Source organism: Acidobacteriota bacterium (genome assembly GCA_020853395.1).
Lineage (GTDB): Bacteria > Acidobacteriota > Vicinamibacteria > Vicinamibacterales > SCN-69-37 > JADYYY01.
Genome location: JADYYY010000010.1, coordinates 326,798 through 349,898, shown reverse-complemented (window position 1 = coordinate 349,898; position 23,101 = coordinate 326,798). Strand labels below are relative to the sequence as shown.

Sequence of the window (23,101 nt, the reverse complement as noted above, 5' to 3'; positions counted from 1 at the left end):
CGGCACGACGCTGGGTATTTCCTTCGCTTCGGGTCGGGTCAGCCCGGTGGTGATGCGATCGGTCGGCCCGCGTCAGCTCGTGCCTCGGACGTGTTGTACCTGATACACCTGTCGTACCGACCCTCGTGAGCACAACCGTCTTCTACATCTCCGGCCACGGCTTCGGCCACGCGGCACGCCAGGCACCGATCGTCACGTTGCTCGGCCGCGACGCCGACGATCGGATTCAGATTCGGTCGTCGGTCTCGCCCGAGATGCTGCGTCGCAGCATCGGCGTGCCGTTCGACTTGCGGCCGGTACCGGTGGACACCGGCATCGTGCAGGCGACGAGCGTGGCGCACGACGACGAGGCGACCGTCGACGCGGCGCTCGAGTTCTATCGCACGTTCGACGCACGCATCGCGTCAGAGGTGGCCGCGCTCTCGAGCGAGCGCGTCGATCTCGTCGTGGGCGACGTGCCGCCGCTCGCCTTCGAGGTCGCGGCCGCGCTCGGCGTGCCCGGCGTCGCGATCGCCAACTTCACCTGGGACTGGATCTACGAGACGCATCCGGGGTTCCTGCCGCGCGGCGCCGACGTGCTCGAGCGGATACGCGCGGCCTATCGCAAGGCCGCGCTCGCGATCGAGTTGCCGTTCTCCGGCGGCTTCGAGGTCTTCCCGCGTGTGACGGTGGTACCGCTCGTCGGCCGCAAGCCCACGCGCAGCCGAGCCGATACCCGCACGCACTTCGGCTTGCCGGCGCGCGGGCGCGTCGTGCTGCTGTCGTTCGGCGGCTACGGGCTGCCATCGCTCGACCTTGCCGCCGTGGACTGCCGGACCGACTGGACGGTGGTGACGACCGATCTCAGCAGCCCGGGCGCCGGTTCCCTCCCGGCTCACGTGCGTCTCGTGGACACGCCGGCGTTGTCGGCCGGCGGGTTCGGTTACGAGGATCTCGTGGCCGCATCCGACGTCGTGGTCACGAAGCCGGGCTACGGCATCATCGCGGAGTGCATCGTCTCCGACGTGCCGGTGCTGTACACGTCGCGCGGCCAGTTTCGGGAATACGACGTGCTCGTCGCCGCGCTGCGCCGGTACGTCCGGGCGCGCTTCATCGACCACGACGATCTGTTCGGCGGGCGGTGGCGAGAGGCGCTAGAGGCCGTGCGCGCTCAGCCCGATCCGCCCGAGCGGATGCCGACCGATGGCGCCGAGCGGGTGGTGGCGCTGCTGCGGGACCTTCGCCGGCCGGTTCACTCCTCGACGTCCGTCATCCCGTGATCGAGCTCGTGGAGGAAGATCATCGATCGATGTGACGGGATGTCGAACCGCCTCCGGCACCGGGCGCACGTCACCACGTCGTCCATGCGGTACAGGTGATCCTGGAGCTTCGCGTAGCGGGCGCGATCGCGCTCGTCGGCTCCGGACGGAGGCCGGTCCTTCTTCGTGCGCCGCGCCCAGCGGATCTGGTAGTCCGCGCGGTGCCGGCAGAGCGGACAGACGAGCGACATCGGCCGGGTCTCGAACTTCTCGACGAAGAAGTCGCGTTCGGAAAGCGCCACGGCGGCATCTTATCAGGCCGCCCCGCGATCGCCGTGCCGATTCGACGGTCGGCCGTTCAGTACAGAAACGGGATCATGCGCGCCCGCACGCGACGGGCGTACGCCCGATAGGCGTCGCCGAACTGCCGGGTGAGCCCCCGTTCTTCGAAGGGGATCGCCAGCGCAAGATAGGCCGTGCTGACGACGGCGAACAGACAGCGCGTGGTCGTCATGTGCGGCGCCGGCCACACCATCAGCGTCCAGCCGAAGTAGATCGGATGGCGCACGAGGGCGTACCAGCCGTCCGTGATCAAGCCGGATCGCGGCGTTCGCTCGCCGAGTCCCTGGCGCAGGCCGGCCAGCTCGAGGACGTCGAGCCGCCGCGAGGACGCGCCCGTGATGAACACGCCGGCGAGCTGCAGCGCCGCCGGCCCGGCAGCCCACGGCGCTCGAATGTGCCAGAGCTCGCCAGGCAGCGGTTGCCACGCGGCGCACACGAGGATGAAGAGCGCGCTCGCCACCCAGACGTACAGGCTCCGCTCCAGCGCAGGCGAGACCCGGCGCGCGATCCAATCCTTCGCGCCGATCCGCGCGAAGAGCGAATGGTGGAGCGCGAACACGCTGAAGAGCACGATGTCGATGCCGACGGCGCGCCACGCGCCCACGGTCGCCGCGCTCCCGCCACCGAAGTCCGTGAGGTACCGCCAGACGCCATACGCCAGCGCCAGCACGAACGTGAGCGCGCCGCCGACGACGAAGAGGGCGCGGAGCAGGCGAGCGAGGCGTGGCGTCACCGGCAAGGTCCTATCATAGGGACCATGCCTCAGGTTCGCGTCGTGATGACGGGAATCGGCGTCGTCTCGCCGTTCGGTGTCGGCCGCGATCGCTATTGGGCGGCGCTCAGCGCCGGCGAAAGCGCGGTGCGCACGGTGACGGCGTTCGACGTCTCCGAGCTGTCGTGCCGGGTGGCGGCCGTCGTGCCCGACGACGTGCTCGGGGACGCGGAGGCGGCGGCGAGCGAAGCTCGCGCGGCGAGCCGCGACGGGCGGATCGATGCCCGCAAGGCGGCCAAAGTCTCGCGCATCGCCGTGCTGGCCGCCAGCGAGGCCCTGGCCGACGCGGGGCTCGATCCCGCGCCTGCCGACCTCGGCGTCATCGTCGGCAGCGGCGCCGGCGGCATCGACGTCGCCGAACGGCAGTACGGCGACTTTCACGCCGGCGATCGGCACCGCGTCTCGCCCTATGCCATTCCCATGTCGATCGTCGGCATCGTCTCGAGCGAGATCTCGATCACGCTCGGCCTTCGAGGGATGAGCCACGTGCTGTCGACCGGCTGTACGAGCTCGACGGACGCGATCGGCTACGCCGCGTCGCTCATCCGGCACGGCGAAGCGGAGGTGTTGATCACCGGCGGCGCCGATGCGTGCGCGACGCCGGGGATGCTGTTCGGATTCAGCCGGATGCGCGTGCTCTCGACACGGTACAACGATCGGCCGGCCGCGGCGTCGCGGCCGTTCGATCGCGACCGCGACGGGTTCGTGCTCGGCGAAGGCGCATGGCTCTTCGTGCTGGAGCGCGAAGATCGCGCCCGCGCCCGCGGTGCGATGGTGTATGCGACCGTCGACGGCTACGCGTCCACGTGCGACGCGTATCACCGCGTGCAGATGGATCCCGATGGCATCCAGATCGTCCGCGCGATGAGCCTCGCCCTCGGTCGAGCGGGTCGGCCGGCCGAGAGCCTCGGCTACGTGAGCTTCCACGGCACGTCGACCGTGTTGAACGACGCGGTGGAGGCGCGATGCGTGCGGCAGGTGCTCGGGCCGGCCGCTCGGCGCGTGCCGGGGTCGTCGGTCAAGTCCATGATCGGCCACCCGCAGGGGGCGAGCGGCGCGGCCGGCGTGGCGGCGACCGCGCTCGCGTTCGCGCACGGCGTCCTGCCGCCGACGATCAACGTCCAGCACCAGGATCCGGCGTGCGATCTCGACGTGATTCCGAACCACGCGCGTTCAGCGCGCGTCGAGGCGGCGCTGTGCAACTGCCTCGGGTTCGGATCGAAGAACAGCGCGCTCGTGCTGGGGCATCCGGATGCTTGACGTGCTCGTCGCCGGCGCCGGGCCCGCCGGCGCGGTGGCGGCGATCGTGCTCGCGCGCGCCGGGGCGCGCGTCGTGATGATCGACCGCGCGGCGTTCCCTCGCGACAAGCTGTGCGGCGACACGCTGAACCCCGGCGCCATCGCGCTGCTCGCCGGCTTGGGCCTCACCGGCGGCCCGCTCGACACGGCACGCCCGCTCTACGGCATGCGCCTGACGGGGCCGCGCGCCGCCGTGGTCGTGCGCTACGGCAGCGGCGTCTCCGGCCTTGCCGTCCGCCGTGTCGATCTCGATGCGTGGCTCGTCCGCGAAGCCGTCCGCAGCGGCGCGCGCTTCGAGAGCGGCGTCACGGCGCGCGGCGTCCTCGTGGAGGACCACGACGGGGTGCCCACCGTGCGCGGGCTTCTGCTGGCCAGACGAGGCGGCACCGGTGCGCTGCGCCTGCCCGCGGTGCTGACGATCGGCGCGGACGGCCGCCGATCGGCCGTCGGCCAGTCGGCCGGGCTGATGAAGCCAAGCGGCCGACGGCGTCGATGGGCCTACGGCGCGTACGTGTCCGGCGTCGCCGGCATGACCGACGTCGGCGAGATGCACGTGCACGGCGGCTGGTACGTCGGGCTCGCGCCCGTCGCCGATGGGCTGGTCAACGTCTGTCTCGTCCGCCGGCCTGGTCCTGATCACGGGACACCGCGCGAGATCCTCCGGCGCGCGATCGCCGCGGATGCCGAGCTGTCGGATCGGCTTGCCGGCATGACGTTCGAGAGCGACATCCGCGTGCTCGGCCCGCTCGCGACGCGCGTGCGTGCGGTCGGCGATCACGGCGTGCTGCTCGCTGGCGACGCGAGCGGGTTCGTCGATCCGATGACGGGCGACGGGCTGCACCTCGCGATGCAGAGCGCCGTGCTGGCCGCGCAGGAAGCGCTCCGGACGCTCGAGAGCGGCGACCTCGCCGGCGCGCCCGCGCGGCTGCGGGCCGCCAGGCAGGCCGCCTTCGGACGCAAGCTCCGGTTCAACCGCGCGGTCAAACGGCTGGTGGACTCGCCCGCGGCCGTGCACCTGGCCGACATGGGCGCGCGCGTGGCGCCCGCCCTGCTCGAGCGCGCCGTGCGGTACGCGGGAGATGTGCCGTGAACGCCGTCGCGTTCGTCATCGCCCTGATCTTCGGCCTCATGCTGGCCGAACAGCGAGCCTCCGCGCGCCACGAGCAGCAGTTGCGGGCGGAAGGTGCCATCGAGCCGCCGGGCGATGTCTATCGGGCGCTGGCGCTGACGTATCCCGCGGCGTTCCTCATCATGGGTCTCGAAGGGATCTGGCGCGCGTCGCACCAGGCAGCCGCGGCCGGCGGACCGTCGTGGGCCGCCTCGGGCGTCGTGCTGTTCGTCGTCAGCAAGATGCTGAAGTACTGGGCGATCCGCGCGCTCGGCCATCGCTGGAGCTTTCGCGTGCTGGTGCTGCCCGGCAGGCCGCTCGTGTCGGATGGTCCGTATCGCTATGTCGATCATCCCAACTACATCGCGGTCATCGGCGAGCTCGTCGCGACGGCGCTGATGGTCGGGGCGCGCGTGACCGGCCCGATCGCTGGAGCAGGCTTCGGCATCGTGTTGTGGAGGCGCTGGCGGTTCGAGCGCCGGGTGCTGGCCGATGCGCGGGCGAAACGCGTTTCGCCTGCCGGCGTAGACTAGAACCATGGTGCGAGCGCTCGCGGTCTGGCGGCGGACCGCGCTTCTGTCGGTGGCGATCGGGCTGGCCGTGGTCTCGGTTGGCGCGCAAGGCCGCGGCGCGGCGAGCGATCCGGTCGCCCTCGTTCGGATCGCGCTCGGACACGGCGACGTCGTCGCCGCGCGCACGATCGCCGAGGCGGTGCCGCCGGCCAACGCGCCTGCGCGCGAGCTCGGCCTCGCGCTCGTCGCGGTCTTCGAAGGCAAGCACGAGGACGCGCGCGCCCGGCTGACGCCGTTGGCGGAACGGGCGCCGCTCGGCGACGCCTCACTCGAACTGGGGCTGCTCGATCTCGCGACCGGCCGGCGCGCCGAAGCGCGGCGTCGCCTCGACGCGCTCGCCTCCGTGCGGTCGTTCTCCGGGCCCGACGACTTCTTCCGCCTTGCGCGCGCGGCGCGCGGCACGCGCGAGTTCCTGCTCGCCAACGACGCCTATCAGCGCATCGCCGACGTTCCGCGCGCCGACATCCAGACCGAGTGGGGCGACATGTTCTTCGAGCGTCATCAGCCTGGCGACGCCGTGACGAACTATCGCAAGGCGCTCGAGATCGACGCGCAGTGGGTGCCCGCGATGCTGGGGCTGGCGCGTGCGCTCGCGTCGGAGAACCCAGCCGAGTCGCGTAAGCAGCTCGAGGCCGCGCGCGCACAGGCGCCGGGTCACCCTGACGTCGCGCTGGTGACGGCGCAACAGCGGCTCGAGGCCGAGGATCCGGCCGGGGCCGCCGCCGCGCTCGACGAGCTCGCGGCCATCCAGCCGAATACGATCGAGGAAGCGGCCGAGCGCATGGCCGTGATCTACAAGGAGCGCGGCATCGAGGCGCTCGACGAATCGGCCGCGCGCGCCCGCGCGATCGACCCGACGTCAGGTCTCGGCTACCGCCGGGCGAGCGAGCAGGCCGCGCACGACTACCGGTTCGACGACTCGGCGGCGCTCGCGCGCAAGGCCATCGAGGCCGATCCCGACGATGCCGCGGCGCACTTCAGCCTGGGGCTCGCGCTGATGCGGACCGGCGACGAGCCAGCCGCGCGCACCGCGCTCGAAACCTCGTGGGATCTCGACAAGAGCGCGCCGCTCACGAAGAACCTGCTCGACCTGCTCGACCGGCTCGACGGGTTCGACATCGTCAGCCACGAGGACTTCATCTTCAAGTTCGCGAAGGAAGAAACCGCCGTCATGCGGGTGTTCGCGATCCCGTTGGCCGAGGAAGCGTATCGGCAGTTCGTCGAACGCTACGGCATCACGCCGAAAGGGCCGCTGCTCGTCGAGGTCTTCCCGCGCCACGACGACTTCGCCGTGCGCACGCTCGGCCTGCCCGGGCTCGTCGGCGCGCTCGGCGCCTGCTTCGGCCGCGTCGTGACGATGGACTCGCCGCGCGCGCGACCGCCGGGCGACTTCAGTTGGCAGGCCACGCTCTGGCACGAGCTGGCGCACGTCTTCACGCTCCAGGCGTCCGACTACCGCGTGCCACGCTGGCTCACCGAGGGCGTGTCCACCTACGAGGAACACCGGCGCCAGCCGGCCTGGGGACGCGAGCTCACGCTCGAGTTCGCCAACCGGCTCGCGAAGGGGGAGAACTTCGGCGTCAAGAAGCTGCCGCAGGCGTTCAAGCGCCCCGAGACGCTGTCGCTGGCCTATTTCGAAGCGTCGCTGCTCGTCGAGCACCTCGTCGCGCTCAACGGCGAGGCGGGCCTCCGCACGCTGCTGCAGGCCTACGGCAATCGCGACAAGGACGATCAGGCGTTCGCGAAAGCCTTCGGCCGAAGCGTCGACGACGTGGAGAAGTCGTTCGCGGCGTTCCTGGACGAGCGCTATGCGGGTGTCCGCGATGCGATGGCCGATCCGCCGAGCCAGGTCGCGCCCACCGACGTCGCGGCGCTGCGGGCGCGCGCCGAGAAGGCGCCCGGCAACTTCCTGAGCCAGCTCGCGCTCGGCCGTGCGCTCCTGCGATCGGGCGACGCGACGGGTGCGCGCGAGCCGCTCGAGCGCGCCGCCGCCCTCGTGCCCATGGCGATGGGCGAGGAGAGCCCCAAGGCGTTGCTCGCCGGCATGGTCGAGAAGACCGATCCGGCGCGCGCGCGCCGGCTCCTGCGGGAGCTGCTCACCTACGATCACACCAACATCGGCGCGGCGCGTCGTCTCGCCGCGCTGGCGTCGGCCGGCGGCGACGCCGCGAACGAAGACTACGCGCTCGCGCTCGTGGCCGAGCTGGATCCGTTCGACGCGGTGGCGCACAGCCGGTTGGGTGGGCGTTTGCTCGCCAAGGGCGATGCGGCTGGCGCGCTCCGCGAGTTCCAGGCTGCGCTGGCGATTGGTCCGGCGAACCTCGCGGAAGCGCACGCCGATGCCGCCGAGGCGCTGCTGAAGCTCGGCCGCCGGCAGGAGGCGCGGCGCGAGGCGCTCGAGGCCCTGCAGCAGGCGCCGACGTTCGCGCGCGCGCAGGACCTGCTCCTCGAGGCGTCGGAGCCCTGATTGGCCATCATGACGATGAAGCGGCTGATGTCGGGGGCGCTGGCGGGCGTCCTCCTGCTGGGCGCCGGAGTTCGCGCCGCCCACGCGCAGGGCGGCGAGCGCTACGTGCTGATCGTCCAGGGTGCGTCGGGCGAGGACCAATACGCCACGCTCCACCGCAAGTGGGTCAACGGGCTCGTCGAGGTCCTCCGGACACGGTTCAAGTACGACGCATCGCACCTCGTGGTGCTCGCCGAGCAGCCGTCGGCCGGTGAGCTGCGCGCGACGGCCGACAGCCTGAAGGCGGCGGTAGGGAAGCTCGCCGCGACGATCAAGCCGTCCGATCAGCTCGTGGTCGTGCTCATCGGCCACGGCAGCGGACAGGGCGCCGACGTGAAGTTCAATCTCGTGGGACCTGATCTCGGCGTCGCGGAGTGGGCGGCTCTGCTCAAACCGGTGCCCGGGCGCCTGGCGCTGGTCGACACCACCAGCGCGAGTGCGCCCTACCTCACCGGCCTCTCGGCACCCGGCCGGGTCATCATCACCGCGACCAATACGGCCGCGCAGCGGTACCACACCGTCTTCCCGGAAGGGTTCATCCAGGCGTTCTCGGACGCGACCGCCGACGCCGACAAGAACGGCCGCATCTCGCTGCTCGAGGCGTTCACGTTCGCGTCGCGCGTCGTCACGCAGCACTACGAGCAGAGCGGCACGATGGCGACCGAGACCGCGATGATCGATGACGACGGCGATGGCAAGGGGCGGCTCGCGGCCGAGCAAGGGCCCGACGGCCGCATCGCCGCGCTCACCTACCTCGACGGCGTTGCCGTGCCGACCTCCTCCGATCCCGAGCTACAGCGGCTGCTCGTCCGGCAGCAGCAGTTGACCGAGCAGGTGGACGACCTCCGGCGGCGCAAGGACACGATGCCGGCAGAGGAATTCGACAAGCAGCTCGAGCAGCTCCTCACGGAGCTGGCCAGGGTGTCGAGAGAGGTTCGAAGCAAGACGCCCGCGCCGCGGTGACGCCCGCCGTGCCTCTGGCTGATCCGCTCACGCGCGGTCTAGCCAGTCGATCGTCATCCGTTCCGGCCGGCGCAGCACCCTGCCGAGCATCAGCCCCGCCAGGCACCCCGCGAGCGGCGCCCACAGGACGACGTCGCCGCTGCCCGGCGAGGCCAGGCGCCCCAGCCCCCCCGCGACCTGCAGCACGAACCAGCACGCGATGAAGGCGGCGGCTGGCGCCTCGACCAGGTCGAACGGGAAGAGCACCAGCAGGCGTGCCTTCGGAAAGAGCGCGAGATGGGCGCCGATGACGCCGGCGATTGGCCCGCTGGCGTTGAGGAGCGGCGTCGCCATGCGCGGCGCGGCCCAGACCTCCGCGAGCGCGGCGGCGTAACCGGCGACCACGTACAGGAGCAGATAGCGGCCGCGGCCGAGACGGTCTTCGACCGTTTCGCCCAGCACCCAGAGGGCGAGCAGGTTGCCGGCGAGGTGGACCAGGTTCTCGTGCAGGAACATCGAGGTCGTGGCCGTGAGAAGACCGGCGTGGTCCGGCGTCAAGCCGTACTCCACGGCGATGCCGGCGAACGTGTCGCGCGCCGCGAGCGCGGTGGCGGCGAACACCGCGGCGTGCGCCGCGATCAGCACGAGCGTGAGCCACGGCGCGGTGCGGGACGGGATGACGTCGCGAATCGGGAGCATCGACGGGCGGAACGGGGCGCCGGCTGACGCCCGCCAGTCTACACGCCCGGTGCGGCGCCGCTCGCGTCCGTGGTACAGATCATCGGATGACGTGCGGAACGTGCGGAGCGACGATCGCCGACAAGGCCATCATCTGTTATCGGTGCGGCGCGCCGACGTCCACGCCCGTGGCCAAGCATCCCCAGGCGGCGAGGCGGAGAACGTCATGGGCAGGGATCGCGGCGGCCGGCGTCGCGGCGGCCGGGTTGGCGGCGTTCGGCGCGAGCCAACCGTTCGAGTCGCCCGAGCAGATCGGCGGCCTGGCGGGCGCGGCGGCGGCGCTCCTCGGCGGCGGCCTCCTGTGGTGGCGTGGTCGCCGCTGACGCGGGTTCGTGTAGACTTTGCCCGCCCGCATGGCCCATCCCCGACTCCACGTCAGCGACAGCCTCGGCGATCGTGACGTCGCGATCGACCATTTCCCTTTCACGATCGGCCGGCGCGAGACGAACGACGTGCGGCTTGGCGGCAGCGAGGTGTCGCGCGAGCACGCGCAGATCACGAACGACGGCGGCGTCATCATCATCCGCGATCGGGAATCGCGGTACGGGACGTTCGTCAACGGGGACCGCATCACCGAGTCGCCGCTCCGGCCCGGCGACCGGATCCGCCTCGGCCGCGGCGGCGGCGCCGACCTCGTGTTCGTGACCGCCGACTCCGACGTCATCTCCACGAGCCGGACGACCGCGGCGCGCGACGACCTGCGACAGATCACCTCGCTGCTCGAGGGCTTCAGGGCGCTCGGGTCCGGCCGCGTCCTGCAGGACGTGCTCGCGCTGGTGCTGGACGCGGCGATCGACCTGTCGGGCGGCGAGCGGGCGTTCATCATGCTGTCGAATCCCGAGGGCGTGCTTGAGTTCAAGCTCGCGCGCGGCCGCGACAAGCAGACGCTCACCGACAGCACGTTCGCGGTCAGCCGCAAGGTGCCCGAGGACGCGTTCCGCAGCGGGAAGACGCGCGTCGTCGCCGACCTGTTCGACACCGGCGTCGCGGACGTCCACATGGGCACGGTGGCGCTCGGCATCCGGCACGTGGTCTGCGTGCCGCTGAACTTCGTGCAGTACGTCGAGTCGGCGGAGGCGAAGGGCGAGGACCGCCGGATCGGCGTCCTGTACCTGGACAGCCGCGAGCGCGGCACGCTGCTCTCCGAGGCGACGCGCGCGGCGCTCGAGACGCTGGCCGCCGAGGCGTCGGTCGCGATCGAGAACGCGCGCCTGTACCGGGACAAGCTCGAGAAGGCGCGGCTGGAACAGGAGATGCGGATCGCGGCCGAGATCCAGCAGGCGCTCCTGCCGAAGCCCAGGGCCAGCCTCGGTTTCGTCGAGGCGGCCGCGGCGAGCGTGCCGTGCCGCTCGATCGGCGGCGACTTCTTCGACTACCTCGACGAGCCGAACACGTCGTTCGGGTTCACGCTGGGCGACGTGGCCGGCAAGGGGCCGCCCGCCGCGCTCATGAGCGCCATGATGCAGGGCATGTTCGCCGGCATGGCCGAGACCGAGGGGCCGGCGGCGGCGATCACGCGATTCAACAAGGCTTTGTGCCGGCGCGGCGTCGAAGCGCGGTTCGTCACGCTGCTGTTCGGGATCCTGAGCCCCGGCGGCGAGCTGACGTACTGCAATGCCGGCCACAACCCGGCGCTCGTGCTCGGCAAGGCTGGCCTGCGCCGCCTCGGCGCGGGCGGGCCCGTCGTGGGTCTGCTGGAGGCCGCGCCGTACGCGCAGGAAGAGACGCGGCTCGATTCCGGCGACGTGGTGGTGCTCTTCAGCGACGGCGTGTCGGAGGCCTTCAACAGCGCGGGCGAGGACTTCGGCGAACCGCGGCTCATCGAGGTCGCCCAGCGGACGGCGGGCCAATCGGCCCAGGCCGTCGTCGACGAGATCGTCGGCGCCGTGCGGTCGTTCACGAAGGGCGCCGCGCAGAGCGACGACATCACCGTGATGGTGATCCGCTATCTGGGCCCTCACGGGACATGAGGTGACCCGCCGCCTGCTCTTCGTCGGCTGGCTCGCGATCGGGTTCGCCGTCTGGAACGGTTTCTTCGACCTGTACGTCTCGCGCGGCGCGCGCTACTACCTGCAACTGCAGGCGGAGGCGGAGCTCGGGCGCACGTCGCCGGCCGCGATGGCCGACGTCATGGCCAGGGCCGCGCGCGACGGCGTCATCGCGTCGTCGCTGTGGACCGTCGTGATCGTGGGCTGCGGGTGGGCCACGGTGGCGTTGACGGATCGTGCGCGCCGGCCGCGCGACGCGGCGGCGCGCCGCGTGACGTGAGCGAACGCCGTCGGCCGGGGCGAGTGCGCCCGGTGCGGCCTATTGCAGCCGCCGCTCGATCTCCGGAATCGCCGCGAGCAGCACGTCGCCGACGATCTGCAGGCTCCGCGCGCTGACGTTCGAGAGGTTGTCGTCGGCGGTGTGCCAGGCGGGATAGTCGAGATCGATGATGTCCACCGACGGGACGCCGGCGCCGAGGAACGGCAGGTGGTCGTCCTCCACGCGCGTCTCTTCCTGGACGAAGACGCCTCCGTGTCCCAACCGGCCGGCGGCGGCCCAGATCACGTCGGTGAGCCACGGCGTCGAGAACCCGTCGCGGCGAATCGTCAGGTTCCGGTCGCCGATCATGTCCACGAGGATCATCGCGCGGATGGACGTCAGGCCCCCCGCACGCTTCTCCGCCTCCACGTAGTACCGGCTGCCGTACGTGTGGTCGTTGCCCTGCCATTCGATCACGGCTTCCTCGCCGTCGAACCACACCAGATCGTAGGTGAGCTCCCGCGGACGGCTGGCCAGCACGCGCGCGAGCTCGAGCAGGAACGCCGCGCTCGAGCCGCCGTCGCTCGCGCCGACGAACACCTGATCGCGAAGGAGCTTCGTGTCGTAGTGCCCGGTGAAGAGCACGCGATCCGGCCGGCGTCCGGGCAGGCGGACGATCAGGTTGATCATCTCGACGCGGCCGAGCGGCGTCGTCGCGATGAACGGCTGCTCCTGGACGACGAGCCCCATGGCGCGAAGCTGCCGCGTGAGGTAGGCGCGCGTCTGGCGGATCTGCGGTGAGCCCGCCGGGCGGGGCCCGATCGCGACGAGCTGTGTCAGGTGCTCCCAGGCTCTCGCGCTGTCGAAGCCAGCCGGGCCCTGCCCGATGACCGTGGCGGCCGTGACGAACGCCAGAAGTACCGCCAGGACCCGCCGGCTGCCCGGTGGGCGGGACAGGAACCCCGGCCTCATGACGCTACGGCCGGTCCGGCACGTCCCGGAGATCCTCGCCGAGGTAGATCTGCCGCGGCCGCGCGATCTTCTGCTCCGCGTCGCTCAGCATCTCGTCCCACTGCGCGAGCCAGCCGGCGGTGCGCGGGATGGCGAAGAGCACCGGGAACATCTCCACCGGGAAGCCCATGGCCTGGTAGATCAGGCCGGAGTAGAAGTCGACGTTCGGGTAGAGCTTGCGCGAGATGAAGTAGTCGTCCTCGAGGGCAATCCGCTCCAGCTCGAGCGCGATGTCGAGCAGCGGATTGCGGCCGGTCACTTCGAACACCGCGTCGGCCGTCTGCTTGACGATGCGCGCGCGCGGGTCGTAGGACTTGTAGACGCGGTGGCCGAAGCCCATGAGCCGGCCCTCGCCGCGCTTGACGCCGGCGATGAACCCGGGCACGTTCTTCACGGATCCGATCTCCTCCAGCATCAGGAGCACGGCCTCGTTGGCGCCGCCGTGCAGCGGGCCGTAGAGCGCCGCCGCCGCGCCGGCGAGCGCGGAGAACGGATCCGCGTGCGAGCTGCCGATGCCGCGCATCGCATGCGTGCTGCAGTTCTGCTCGTGGTCCGCGTGCAGGATGAACAGCACCTCGAGGGCCCGCTCGAACACCGGCTCCGGCCGGTACGGCTGTCCGTCCTTCTTGAACAGCATGTGCAGGAAGTTCGCCGTGTAGCCGAGGCCGTCGTCGGTGTCGATGTACGGCAAGCCACGGCTGTGGCGGTAGACGTGCGCACCGATGCTCGGGGCCTTCGCGATCAGCCGCCGGATCTGGAGACCACGCTGGGCCTTGTCGTGAATCTGCTTCGCGTCGGGGTAGTCGGTCGAGAGCGCGCCCACCGTGGCGAGGAAGACGCCCATCGCGTGGGCGTCGAGGTGGAACCCCTCGAGAATCGACTTGACGTTCGCGGGCAGACGCCGGTGCCGCGCGATCTCGGCCGTCCACGTCTCGAGCTGCGATCGGGTCGGCAGCTCGCCGTTGAGCAGCAGGTACGCCGTCTCGAGGAACGTGCTCTGGGCGGCGAGCTGCTCGATCGGGTAGCCGCGATAGCGGAGGATGCCCTTGTCGCCGTCGATGAACGTGATCCGGCTCTTGCAGGCCGCGGTGTTCTGGAAGGCGGGGTCGTACGTCATCAATCCGAAGTCGTCGTCGGACGTCCGGATCTTGCGGAGATCCATCGCGCGGATCGCGCCGTGCTCGATGGGCACCTCGTACTGCTTGCCGGTGCGGTTGTCGGTGATCGTCAGCGAATCGGACATGGGAGTGGCAGTGTGCCCGCGGGCCAGGGAGCGCGCCGGCGGACCCGCGTCATCGGCGAGGGCGGGGACCGTCCTCCGGTCGTGCTCCGTCGTGAGAGTCGCCCGGTTCGGCCTCGAGATCGTCGTCGGCGCCGGCCGGGAGCCGGTAGTCGCCCGCCAGCCAGCGGCCCAGGTCGGCCATCTTGCAGCGCTCGCTGCAGAACGGCCGAACGGGATCCGCTACGGGCCGCCGGCGACAGTACGCGCACAGCGGAGCGTCGGGCATTCCGCTCATTGTATGGGATCTCGCGCGGCGCCCGAACACGATTCGCGCGGCCGCGACCGCGGTGGCCGCGGGGCCGGCCGGTCAGGCGTCGCCGCGATGGTGCCGCACGTCGCGCGCCGACACCATGAAGATGACGTCCTCTGCGATGTTGGTCGCGTGATCGCCGATCCGCTCGAGGTGACGCGAGATGAGCACGAGGTCGAGGCCGGGCTCGATCGTGGACGGGTCCCGCAGCATGTGGCGGAGCAGCTCGCGAAAGACGAGCATCTTCAGCGTGTCGAGCGCGTCGTCGCTGTCGAGCACGGACTGGGCGAGCGCCGTGTCGCGGCGCACGAAGGCGTCGAGCGCGTCGCGGAGCATGGTCTGGGCGATGAGCGCCATCCGCGGGATGTCGATCAGTTCCTTGACCGGCGGGTGCTGCAGGTAGCGCGACGCCGCCTCGGCGATGTTGACCGCGAGATCGCCGACGCGCTCGAGATCGCTGTTGATCTTCACGGCGGCGACGATGGCGCGCAGGTCCACGGCCATCGGCTGGTGCAGCGCGAGCAGCTTGACGCAGCGATCGTCGATCTCGATGTGCAGTTGGTTGATCTCGGCGTCGCTCGCGAGCACCTGGTCGATGGCCGGCACGTCGCGATCGATGAGCGCCTGCATGGCGGTCCGGACGTGCGCCTCGGCCAGCCCTCCCATCTCGAGTAGCCTCGCCTTGAGGACCTCGAGCTCTTCCTGAAAGTGCCGGACGTGCCGCTCGGTCTCCATCAGCCGAACCTTCCCGTCACGTAGTCCTCGGTCAACGGCCGGCCTGGATTCGTGAAGATCTGATCCGTCGGCCCGAACTCGACCAGCTCGCCGAGCCAGAAGAACGCCGTCGCATCGGAGACGCGCGCCGCCTGCTGCATGTTGTGCGTGACGATGACGATGGTGTACTGGCGCTTCAGCTCGTAGACGAGCTCCTCGATGCGTTGCGTGGCGATCGGATCGAGGGCCGACGCCGGCTCGTCCATCAGCAGCACCTCGGGCCGGACGGCCAGCGCGCGCGCGATGCAGAGGCGCTGCTGCTGGCCGCCCGAGAGCGCCAGCGCCGAGTCGTGCAGCCGGTCCTTGACCTCGTCCCAGAGCGCCGCGGCGCGCAGGCTCTGTTCGACCTGCTCGTCGAGGTCGCGCCGGTCGGCGAACAACCCGTTGACGCGCAGGCCGTACGCGACGTTCTCGAAGATCGACTTCGGAAACGGGTTGGACTTCTGGAACACCATGCCGACGCGGCGGCGCAGCGCGACGACGTCGGTGCCCTTGGCGTAGACGTCGGCGCCGTCGATCGTCAGCCGGCCCTCGACGCGGGCGCCCGGCACGATGTCGTTCATGCGGTTGAGCGTCCGCAGGAACGTGCTCTTGCCGCATCCCGACGGTCCGATCAGCGCGGTCACGACGTGGCCGCGGATGTCGATCGAGATGTCGGTCAGCGCCCGCTTCGCGCCGTAGTAGAAGCTCAGCCGATCGGCCTGGATCTTGACGGGTGACGGCGGCGCGGGGGCGGGTGACGCCGAGGCGTGTGGCATGACCGCGAGGGGCCGGGGCGTCACCGCGGGCATGACTCCACTTTGACGGCCGGCGATTTCGCGCCGATGTCCGCGGTGTAAATTCCGTGTAACGACGCAAACGGGTGAGCCCTCGCGTTCGAAGCCTGTAACATCGAGGGAACGGATCTGCCGATGTCGATCTCGTCGTCCACGCTCTCGCGCGCGCTCGGGCGCGCGGCCGTCGAGCAGAGTCTCGAAATCGCCCGCCGCGCCGACGGCGTCCTGAACGGCCGCGTGCGGGACGTGCACCGCATGAGGGTGGCGTCGCGGCGGCTGCGGGAGGTGTTGGCGGTGCTGGCCGCCGGTGACGTGTCGGGGGCGAAGCGGTTGCGCCGGCGCATCCGCCGGCTGACGCGCGCGCTGGGCGACGTGCGGGAGCTCGACGTGATGCTGGAGGAACTGGCGGCGGCGCAGGAACGGCATCGATGGGCCGATCGCGACGTGATGCGGTGGCGGCGCGCCCTCGAGGCGAAGCGCGCGAGCGCGCGCGAACGCCTGGCGCGGGTGCTCGCGCGCGCCGATGCGGAGGCGTGCGCCGAGGCGTGCCGCCGGTTGGCTGCGGAGAGCCGTCGCCGTAGAGGGCCGGCATGGAGCGCCGTGCTCGCCCGCCGCACGTCGAAGCGCGCGGCCGCCGTGGCCTCGGCAGTGATCGCGTGCGGGGCGGACTACGATCCGGTCCGGTTGCACCGGTTGAGGATCGCGGTGAAGAAGCTGCGCTACTCGCTCGAGCTGGAGCCCGCCGCGCCGGATCTGATCGGGCTTCGAGAAACGCTGCGAGAGACCCAGCAGCAACTCGGACGCTGGCACGACCGCCACGTGCTGGCCGCCGCCTTGTCGACGCGCGCCGGCCGGCGGCCGAGCCGGCCATCGCGCCGGCATCGTGCGATGTCGGCTGAGACGATCGAGGAGGAGTGCCGGACGCTGCACGCCGAGCTTCTCGCAGGACTCCCGTCGCTTGCCGTCAGCGCGATCCGCGTACGGCAGGCTGGCGATGGCCGGGCGCCACGTTCCACGCGTATGGCCAGGACCACGCTGCACGCCGTCGCCGATGCCCGCCGAGCGTAGCCTGTATCTCGTCCGCCACGCGATCGCCCACGAGCGGAGCGAACGCTGGCCCGACGACAGCGCGCGCCCGCTCACGGCCGCGGGCGCCGCGCGGATGCGCGCGATCGTCGCCGGGCTGCGGACGCTGAACCCGGCGATCGACCTCGTCGCGACGAGCCCGTACGCTCGTGCCGCGTCGACCGCGGCGCTGCTCGTCCGCGGGCTGTCGCCGAAACCGACGCTGCTCGAGGTCGACGTGCTGGAGCCAGACCACGCGCCAGCCGACGTCGCGCGCGCGGCCGGCAGCCTCGACGCGACCGGCGTCGCCTTGGTGGGGCACGAGCCCGGCATGGGCGAGCTGGCCGCCTGGCTGCTCGGCGCGCGCGAGCCGCTGCCGTTCAAGAAGGGCGGCATCTGTCGAGTCGACACCCCGGTCTGGCCACCGGCGGCCGGACGCGGCACGCTGATCTGGTTCGCGACGCCGAAGATGCTTCGGGCGTTGGGACGGCGCGGCCGCTAGGGACCTTCTGAATCGTGCGCTGGACTCGGAATCCGAGCGCTGCGTCGTGCGGCCGGCCCGCTCAGTAGCTCAGCCGTAGTGTGGCCGATGCGTGCGAGTTCCGGCTGTACTGCCCGAGGAAGTCATCGTCGCGTCCGCCGAGGCCGGCGGCCGCCAACGTCAGGCGCCAGTGGCGCCCGAGTGTCTGGCTGTACTCGCCTTTGAGATACGTACCGTGCCCGCTCTGCCGCGCGGCGCCTTCGACCTGCACCGTGCGGGTGGGGCTGATCGTGTACGCAACACGACCGATGACCGACCGCGCCATGCCGCGCTCGGCCGCGAAGGCGGCGCCGGCGCGCGGCGTCGTGACGATCTCGCCGGCGTAGCCGGCGTCGATCAGCCATTCGCCGACCTGGCGCTCGACTTCGACGACGTAGAGGACGTAGTCGTCGCTCGCGGCGGCCGGCGACGTGAAGTACGCGGCCTCGCCCTTCAGCGTCAGCGCTCGAGTCGGCACGGCGATCTCGCCGCCGTACGATCGCACGCGCGGGAACGTGCGAGACAACGCCAACGTGTTCCGATCCAGGTCCGGCGTGGCCTGGAACTCGGGTAAATGGCTGACCCCGTCGAAGTACGACACGCCGGCTTCGAACCGGCCGGAGTGGCTCCACCGCGCGCCGAGCTGGGGGTCGGTGGGGAACGAGATCGCGGTTTCTTGGAGCATCGCGCCGCCGGCGGTCAAGGGTTGTGGCGCCCAGCGCTGATCGAGGAGCGGCAGGCGGCTGGGCGTCATCTCCGGCAGCCAGACCAGCTCGACCGTCTCGCCCGCGGCGTGCAGCGCGAGCCGCGCGCCGATCACTGGGATGAACTCGCTGTTCACGAGGTTCAGGTAGTCCCGCGGCGCGAAGCGATCGACGGGGCTCAGCACATCGGTGCGGCCCCAGCGGATGAACTGCTTGCCGAGATCGAGCGTGAAGCGACGAGTGGTGATGGCGGCCGAGAGCCGGCGGAGCGAGGCGCGAGGCCGGAGCAGGCCGCGGTCGCGAACGTCGAGCGTCCACGCGTCGTCCACCTGTCCATGAGAGCTCGACCGGAGATCGAGGCCCATGGCAAGTTGCAGCCACCGTGCAGGCCGGGCGGACAGTTCCTGGCGTACGAGGGCATCGCCGATCGCGCGCCGCGCGTCCTGTGGCGCGGCGTGTGAGAACGCCATGCCCTGAAGGTCGACGAATCCGCGCGACGCGACGCTGCCGGTCACCATCTCGGCGGCCGGCATCTCGGCGAGCGGATCGATTCGAACGTCCCACGGCGTGATCAGGCCGAGCTGATCGCCCTCCGGCGTCGAGAACCGCACGCGGTACCACGGGCCGTCGCGCCGGAGTACCTGGACAGGCGTGCCGGCCGGCAGCAGCAGGATGCGCGTGGAATCCGCGTCTCGAAGCCAGAAGACCGGCGCCGATCTCGGCAGCGTCGCCGCCGCGGGGAACGCCGTTGCCGGCGACTGCGCCCGCGCGGCGGAGGCGGCGAGCGTGATGACGATCAGGATGGCGGCGGCGCGGGTCACCGGCGGAGCGCCTCCAGCGTGAAGTCCGTGTCGCGCAGCGGCACGTCGTACTGCACGCGGTCGAGTCGAAGCTCGGTCCGCGTGCCGCGCCGCACGTCGGCCATGCGCAGCTCGTGCGCGGTCCAGATTCCCTGCACGTTGCGCAACGCCCCGTAATCCAGCCGCCGGACGACGGCGTCGCCGCTCCACATCTCCATGCGGGCGAAGGCGTAGTCGTCCTGGCGGATCCACAGGATCGATCGTGCGTACTGGGACCGCTTGCCGGGCTTCGGCGTCGACTGAATGGTCCAGCAGGCGGCGCCGTCGATCGTCGCGTCGGCCTGGAGCGTGTAGTCGAACTGGTCGACGTCGCGTTCCTCGAGATCCTCGAACGTGAAGTCCGTGCCGAAGAAGCGCGTCGATCGATCCTGCAGCGCGATCCGCCGATCGCGCTCGATGGCCGGGGTCCACATCCATTGATCGGACGCGCGATCCGGATGGTTGGCGATGAGCAGCGCGACGCCCTTGACTTCGGCGGGCGCCGTGAACCGGATGACCACCTTGCTCGCGCCGTGGGATCCGAGCCGCTCGTACGTCCACCGCTTCTCCGTGGCCTTGCCTCCGGCGTCGAACGAGCGCAGCACGCCTTCGTAGCGGTGGGACTTCGACTCGGTGCGCCGCTGCGCTTCTGCGACGATCGCCGCCGCCTCGACTGGAGCGGGGGCCGCCGCGACGAACGGGCCAGGCGGCAGGGCGAGGGCCAGGCCCAGCGCGCACGCGAGCGCGCTCGTGCCGCTGCAACGGGAACGATGACGGTCATTCATATTCCAGCGCCTCCACGAGCGGCACCCGGACCGCCGACTCGGCCGGCCAGACGGCCGCCGCCAGCGACGCCAGCGCGATGACGGGCACGAGCGCGAGCGCGGTGCCGACGGGGAAGTGGTAGTCCAGGCGGATGCCGGTGACGTCGCGCTGCGCGACGTCGAGCAGATAGAAGAGGTTCACGGCGCCGAGCGCCGTGCCGAGCACGAGACCGACGATCCCGATCCCCACGGCTTCCATCCAGATCGACTGGCGCAGTTGCCCATTGAGCCCGCCAACTGCCCGCAGCACTCCCAGCTCCCGCCGCCGGTCGCTGATCGACAGCGTGACGGTGTTGACGATGCCCAGCACCGCCACGAAGACGGCGACCGCGACCTGCACGGTCGTCAGGGAGCCCCACTGATCGAGCACGCCCGCGATGTGGCGCTTCAGCTCCGCATTGGTCAGCACGAACACCCGGCGCTGGCCGGAGAAGCGTTCGAGAATCCGCGCGCGGACCTGCATCGGATCCGTGGCCGGTGCGGTGTAGACGCGGAAGACGTTGACCGAGTCGTCGCGCCAGAATCTCTCGAAGATCTGCCGATCGATCAGGATCGCGCCTTGCTGATCGGAGTAGTCGACGATCACGCCGGCGACCGGCAGGCGAACGGTTCCGTACGGCGCCGCCAGCTCGAGCACGTCCCCGACGCGCAGACGCTGAAGCTGGGCGAAGGTGTCGGACAGGATCAGACCCTCTCCGGCGGCGGCCTGCCGGTACATCGCGGGGGCGCGGCCGGCAACCGGCGGCAGGCGAACCGTCTCCGCGATGCTGTCCATCTCGAGCGCGACGACCATGGCGGGCGCGCCCCGATAAGTCATTCGCGCGTTGCGCACCGTCTGCACTCGCGCCACGCCCTCCACCGCGCCGAGCTCGGCGGCCATCGCGGCCGGAAAGCGCGCGGTGCGCATGTCGAGCGACTGCGACGGCGTCACGAAGAGGTCCGGGTTGAGCACCGCCTCCATCCAGCCCTGCACCGAGCGCGTGTTCGCGATCCCCATGCCGTCGAACGCGAGCGCGATGGCGACGGCCAGCATCAGCGCCGCCACGCTGGCCGCCGTGCGGCGAGGGGCCTGCATCAGGCTGTCGATGGCCACCGCACCTTCGACGGGCCGGAGCCACGTGACGAGCGGCCGCAGCGTGCTGGCGAGCGCGAGCGTGACGACCGGCGTGACGAGCAACGCCGCCGCGATGACCGCGGCGTACCCGGCGTAGAACAGCGGGCGCGCGGTCGCGTCACTGCGGATCGTCAGGGCCGCGAAGATCGCGAGCGCGGCGGCTCCCGCCACGCGAAGGGTTCGGTGGCGCGGCGACAGCCGATACGCTCGCGTCTTCTGCAGGGCCTGCACCGGATCGAGCCGCGCCGCGCTGCGCGCGGGGAGTGCGCCTGCGGCGAGGCTCGTCGCCACGCCGGCGGCGAACGAGCCGGCCAGCAGCCACGGGCTGATCGTCACGGCCTCCACGGACTGGCCGAGGCGGTACACGTTCCCGAGCAGCGTGCCGATGCCGACCGCGATCGCGCGCGCGATCGCCGAACCGAGAAGCAGGCCGCCGGCCGAGCCGACGAAGCCCAGCGCGAGGCTCTCGCCGAAGAAGATCGTCCGGATCTGCTGTGGCGTCGCTCCGAGCGCGCGCAGCGTGCCGATCTCGGTCTGCCGCTCGGCGACCGCCACCCAGCATGCGTTGTAGACGATGAACATGCCGATGAAGAGGGCGAAGGCGCTCGAGATACCGACCATCAGCGAGTACGAGGCCAGAAGAGATTCGAACTGCCGGCCGCGGGCCGACGGCGGCTGCACGTCGAAGCCCCGTCCGACGATCGCCTGGATCTCCCGCTGGCACTCGGCGATCGAGACGCCCTCGCGCACGCCGATGTCGATCCGATCGAACGTGCGCCCGCGCCCGAACATCCGCTGCGCCGCGTAGATGTCCATGACGGCGACGTTGCCGCCGAACGCCTTCGCCAGATCCGGCGATCGCACGACGCCGCGGACGGTGAAGGTGCGGAGCCCTTCGCTCGTGCCGAGCGGCAGCCGGCTGCCGAGCCCGAGCGCGTGCCGGGCCGCGAATTCCTTCGACACGATCAGCGAGTCCGGCTGGGCCAGGAAGATCAGCGGATCGTCGAGCAGCGTGTCGCCGGTCTCCTCGAGGTCGTAGTCGCGAAGGCTCCGGTCGCCGGTCATGTCGACGCCGAGCACGAGGAGGCTGCCTTCCGCCTCGAACGGCGTGTCGGCCACGACCTCGATCACCGGCACGGCGACTCGTACCGTCGACGCGGATTGGACGGCGTCGAGCACGTCCTCTCCGAATCCCGTCTCGCCGGCCGAGACCTGGAGCTCGGTCCTGCCGGCGATGCGATCCACGGTCTGCGAGAACCCGCGCAGGACGGCGTCGTTGGCCGCGTGCATCCCGAGGAAGACCGCGACGCCGAGCGCGATGCCGGCCATCGTCACGACGGTCCGCAGGACGTGCCGGCGGAGGTAGGGCCACGAGATCAGGGCGAGCAGCGTCATCGCGCCGCCAGCAGGCGTGCAGCCGATCGAGCGAGCCACGCGTCGTCGACGACGCGGCCGTCGCGCAGCGTGACCATCCGATCGCAGCACCGCGCGACGTGGTCGTCGTGCGTGACGATCACGACGGTGCATCGCGTCCGCGCGTGCAGGTCGTGGAGCAGGGCGAGGATGTCCGCTCCCGTCCTCGTGTCGAGGTTTCCCGTCGGCTCGTCGGCCAAGAGCAGCGGCGGATCGATCGAGAGCGCTCGCGCGATGGCGACGCGCTGGCGCTGGCCGCCCGACAGCTCGTCGGGCCGATGGAACCGGCGGTCGTCGAGCCCGACGCGCGACAGCAGCTCGCGCGCGCGGGCTGCAGCCTGGCCGCGCGACCATCCCCGCAGATGGAGCGGCAGTGCGACGTTCTGCACGGCGGTGAGGCTGGGCAGCAGGTTGAAGAACTGGAAGACGATGCCGACTTTGTCGCGGCGGACGCGGGTCAGGGCATCATCGGCGAGATCCGCGAGGGCGATGCCGTCGAGGCAGACCGAGCCGGCGGTCGGCCGATCGAGCGCGGCGATCAGGTTGAGCAGCGTCGACTTGCCCGACCCGGACGGGCCGACGATTGACGTCATCTCCCCGCGCGCGATCGTCAGGGTGACGGCGTCCAGGGCCTTGACGCCGGTCGTGCCGCCGAATTGCCGGGTGACCTGCTCGAGCCGGACCATCTCCCCGGAACTATCGGCTCGCGCGCCGCGGGCCTTGAGCAACGGCCGGCTGCACGAATCGGCGCACGGCGTCCCGAGA

23 protein-coding genes are annotated in these 23,101 nt (G+C 71.1%); 11 read left to right on the top strand and 12 right to left on the bottom strand.

Annotation, left to right across the window (positions count from 1 at the left end; genetic code table 11):
• Positions 1-125: 125 nt before the first annotated feature.
• On the top strand, positions 126-1,259 hold the full coding sequence (locus IT184_10170; protein MCC7009172.1) for a hypothetical protein: 1,134 nt from the start codon (positions 126-128) through the stop codon (positions 1,257-1,259).
• Here the strand turns inward: IT184_10170 and IT184_10165 are convergent.
• Together IT184_10165 and IT184_10160 are read right to left on the bottom strand one after the other, a co-directional pair.
• On the bottom strand, positions 1,232-1,489 hold the full coding sequence (locus tag IT184_10165) for a hypothetical protein (protein ID MCC7009171.1): 258 nt from the start codon (positions 1,487-1,489) through the stop codon (positions 1,232-1,234). The genes IT184_10170 and IT184_10165 overlap by 28 nt on opposite strands.
• Positions 1,490-1,596: 107 nt before the next feature.
• Positions 1,597-2,313 carry an isoprenylcysteine carboxylmethyltransferase family protein gene (locus tag IT184_10160; protein ID MCC7009170.1) on the bottom strand — a complete coding sequence of 239 codons (717 nt, stop codon included), beginning with the start codon at positions 2,311-2,313 and terminating at the stop codon, positions 1,597-1,599.
• Between the two features lie 24 nt (positions 2,314-2,337).
• On the opposite strand from IT184_10160, the gene IT184_10155 reads away from it, so the two are divergent.
• The 5 genes from IT184_10155 to IT184_10135 are packed head-to-tail and all read left to right on the top strand — an operon-like array spanning position 2,338 to position 8,800.
• Positions 2,338-3,612 carry a beta-ketoacyl-[acyl-carrier-protein] synthase family protein gene (locus IT184_10155; protein ID MCC7009169.1) on the top strand — a complete coding sequence of 425 codons (1,275 nt, stop codon included), beginning with the start codon at positions 2,338-2,340 and terminating at the stop codon, positions 3,610-3,612.
• The gene (locus IT184_10150; GenBank protein MCC7009168.1) at positions 3,605-4,741 is read left to right on the top strand and encodes an NAD(P)/FAD-dependent oxidoreductase; all 1,137 of its coding nucleotides are present in this window, start codon (positions 3,605-3,607) and stop codon (positions 4,739-4,741) included. Before IT184_10155 ends, IT184_10150 begins: the two co-directional genes overlap by 8 nt.
• On the top strand, positions 4,738-5,292 hold the full coding sequence (locus tag IT184_10145) for a hypothetical protein (GenBank protein ID MCC7009167.1): 555 nt from the start codon (positions 4,738-4,740) through the stop codon (positions 5,290-5,292). Before IT184_10150 ends, IT184_10145 begins: the two co-directional genes overlap by 4 nt.
• Before the next feature lie 4 nt (positions 5,293-5,296).
• Positions 5,297-7,798: a tetratricopeptide repeat protein gene (locus IT184_10140; protein MCC7009166.1), complete on the top strand. Its 2,502-nt coding sequence runs from the start codon at positions 5,297-5,299 to the stop codon at positions 7,796-7,798.
• A gap of 9 nt (positions 7,799-7,807) precedes the next feature.
• Positions 7,808-8,800: a hypothetical protein gene (locus tag IT184_10135; GenBank protein MCC7009165.1), complete on the top strand. Its 993-nt coding sequence runs from the start codon at positions 7,808-7,810 to the stop codon at positions 8,798-8,800.
• Between the two features lie 27 nt (positions 8,801-8,827).
• Here IT184_10135 and IT184_10130 read toward each other — a convergent pair whose 3' ends face one another.
• Positions 8,828-9,478, bottom strand: a complete 651-nt coding sequence (locus IT184_10130; GenBank protein ID MCC7009164.1) for a rhomboid family intramembrane serine protease — start codon at positions 9,476-9,478, stop codon at positions 8,828-8,830.
• 86 nt (positions 9,479-9,564) lie between these two features.
• Between IT184_10130 and IT184_10125 the strand changes: the two genes are divergently transcribed.
• Genes IT184_10125 through IT184_10115 form a run of 3 tightly spaced genes read left to right on the top strand, consistent with a single transcriptional unit; the run spans position 9,565 to position 11,785 of the window.
• The gene (locus IT184_10125) at positions 9,565-9,840 is read left to right on the top strand and encodes a hypothetical protein (protein ID MCC7009163.1); all 276 of its coding nucleotides are present in this window, start codon (positions 9,565-9,567) and stop codon (positions 9,838-9,840) included.
• 30 nt (positions 9,841-9,870) lie between these two features.
• Positions 9,871-11,487 (top strand): SpoIIE family protein phosphatase, encoded by a 1,617-nt coding sequence (locus tag IT184_10120; GenBank protein MCC7009162.1) that lies wholly within the window; start codon positions 9,871-9,873, stop codon positions 11,485-11,487.
• 1 nt (position 11,488) lies between these two features.
• Positions 11,489-11,785: a hypothetical protein gene (locus tag IT184_10115; GenBank protein ID MCC7009161.1), complete on the top strand. Its 297-nt coding sequence runs from the start codon at positions 11,489-11,491 to the stop codon at positions 11,783-11,785.
• Between the two features lie 39 nt (positions 11,786-11,824).
• Here IT184_10115 and IT184_10110 read toward each other — a convergent pair whose 3' ends face one another.
• The 5 genes from IT184_10110 to IT184_10090 all read right to left on the bottom strand — a co-directional run bounded on the left by IT184_10110 (position 11,825) and on the right by IT184_10090 (position 15,839).
• Positions 11,825-12,736 (bottom strand): M28 family peptidase, encoded by a 912-nt coding sequence (locus IT184_10110; protein MCC7009160.1) that lies wholly within the window; start codon positions 12,734-12,736, stop codon positions 11,825-11,827.
• Positions 12,737-12,740: 4 nt separating this feature from the next.
• On the bottom strand, positions 12,741-14,018 hold the full coding sequence (locus IT184_10105) for a citrate synthase (GenBank protein MCC7009159.1): 1,278 nt from the start codon (positions 14,016-14,018) through the stop codon (positions 12,741-12,743).
• Positions 14,019-14,067: 49 nt separating this feature from the next.
• On the bottom strand, positions 14,068-14,283 hold the full coding sequence (gene yacG / locus IT184_10100) for a DNA gyrase inhibitor YacG (protein ID MCC7009158.1): 216 nt from the start codon (positions 14,281-14,283) through the stop codon (positions 14,068-14,070).
• Positions 14,284-14,364: 81 nt separating this feature from the next.
• The gene (phoU, locus tag IT184_10095; GenBank protein ID MCC7009157.1) at positions 14,365-15,042 is read right to left on the bottom strand and encodes a phosphate signaling complex protein PhoU; all 678 of its coding nucleotides are present in this window, start codon (positions 15,040-15,042) and stop codon (positions 14,365-14,367) included.
• The gene (locus tag IT184_10090) at positions 15,042-15,839 is read right to left on the bottom strand and encodes a phosphate ABC transporter ATP-binding protein (protein ID MCC7009156.1); all 798 of its coding nucleotides are present in this window, start codon (positions 15,837-15,839) and stop codon (positions 15,042-15,044) included. The genes phoU and IT184_10090 overlap by 1 nt, the downstream gene beginning before the upstream one ends.
• A gap of 153 nt (positions 15,840-15,992) precedes the next feature.
• On the opposite strand from IT184_10090, the gene IT184_10085 reads away from it, so the two are divergent.
• Together IT184_10085 and IT184_10080 are read left to right on the top strand one after the other, a co-directional pair.
• The gene (locus IT184_10085; GenBank protein MCC7009155.1) at positions 15,993-16,925 is read left to right on the top strand and encodes a CHAD domain-containing protein; all 933 of its coding nucleotides are present in this window, start codon (positions 15,993-15,995) and stop codon (positions 16,923-16,925) included.
• On the top strand, positions 16,909-17,424 hold the full coding sequence (locus IT184_10080; GenBank protein MCC7009154.1) for a histidine phosphatase family protein: 516 nt from the start codon (positions 16,909-16,911) through the stop codon (positions 17,422-17,424). Before IT184_10085 ends, IT184_10080 begins: the two co-directional genes overlap by 17 nt.
• Positions 17,425-17,485: 61 nt before the next feature.
• Here IT184_10080 and IT184_10075 read toward each other — a convergent pair whose 3' ends face one another.
• The 4 genes from IT184_10075 to IT184_10060 are packed head-to-tail and all read right to left on the bottom strand — an operon-like array spanning position 17,486 to position 23,022.
• Entirely contained in the window at positions 17,486-18,967 is a 1,482-nt protein-coding gene (locus IT184_10075) for a hypothetical protein (GenBank protein ID MCC7009153.1), read from the bottom strand.
• On the bottom strand, positions 18,964-19,770 hold the full coding sequence (locus IT184_10070; GenBank protein ID MCC7009152.1) for an outer membrane lipoprotein-sorting protein: 807 nt from the start codon (positions 19,768-19,770) through the stop codon (positions 18,964-18,966). Before IT184_10070 ends, IT184_10075 begins: the two co-directional genes overlap by 4 nt.
• On the bottom strand, positions 19,763-22,318 hold the full coding sequence (locus tag IT184_10065; GenBank protein ID MCC7009151.1) for an FtsX-like permease family protein: 2,556 nt from the start codon (positions 22,316-22,318) through the stop codon (positions 19,763-19,765). The genes IT184_10070 and IT184_10065 overlap by 8 nt, the downstream gene beginning before the upstream one ends.
• A complete protein-coding gene (locus tag IT184_10060) occupies positions 22,315-23,022 on the bottom strand; it encodes an ABC transporter ATP-binding protein (protein MCC7009150.1) in 708 nt (235 codons plus the stop codon). The genes IT184_10065 and IT184_10060 overlap by 4 nt, the downstream gene beginning before the upstream one ends.
• Between the last annotated feature and the right edge of the window lie 79 nt (positions 23,023-23,101).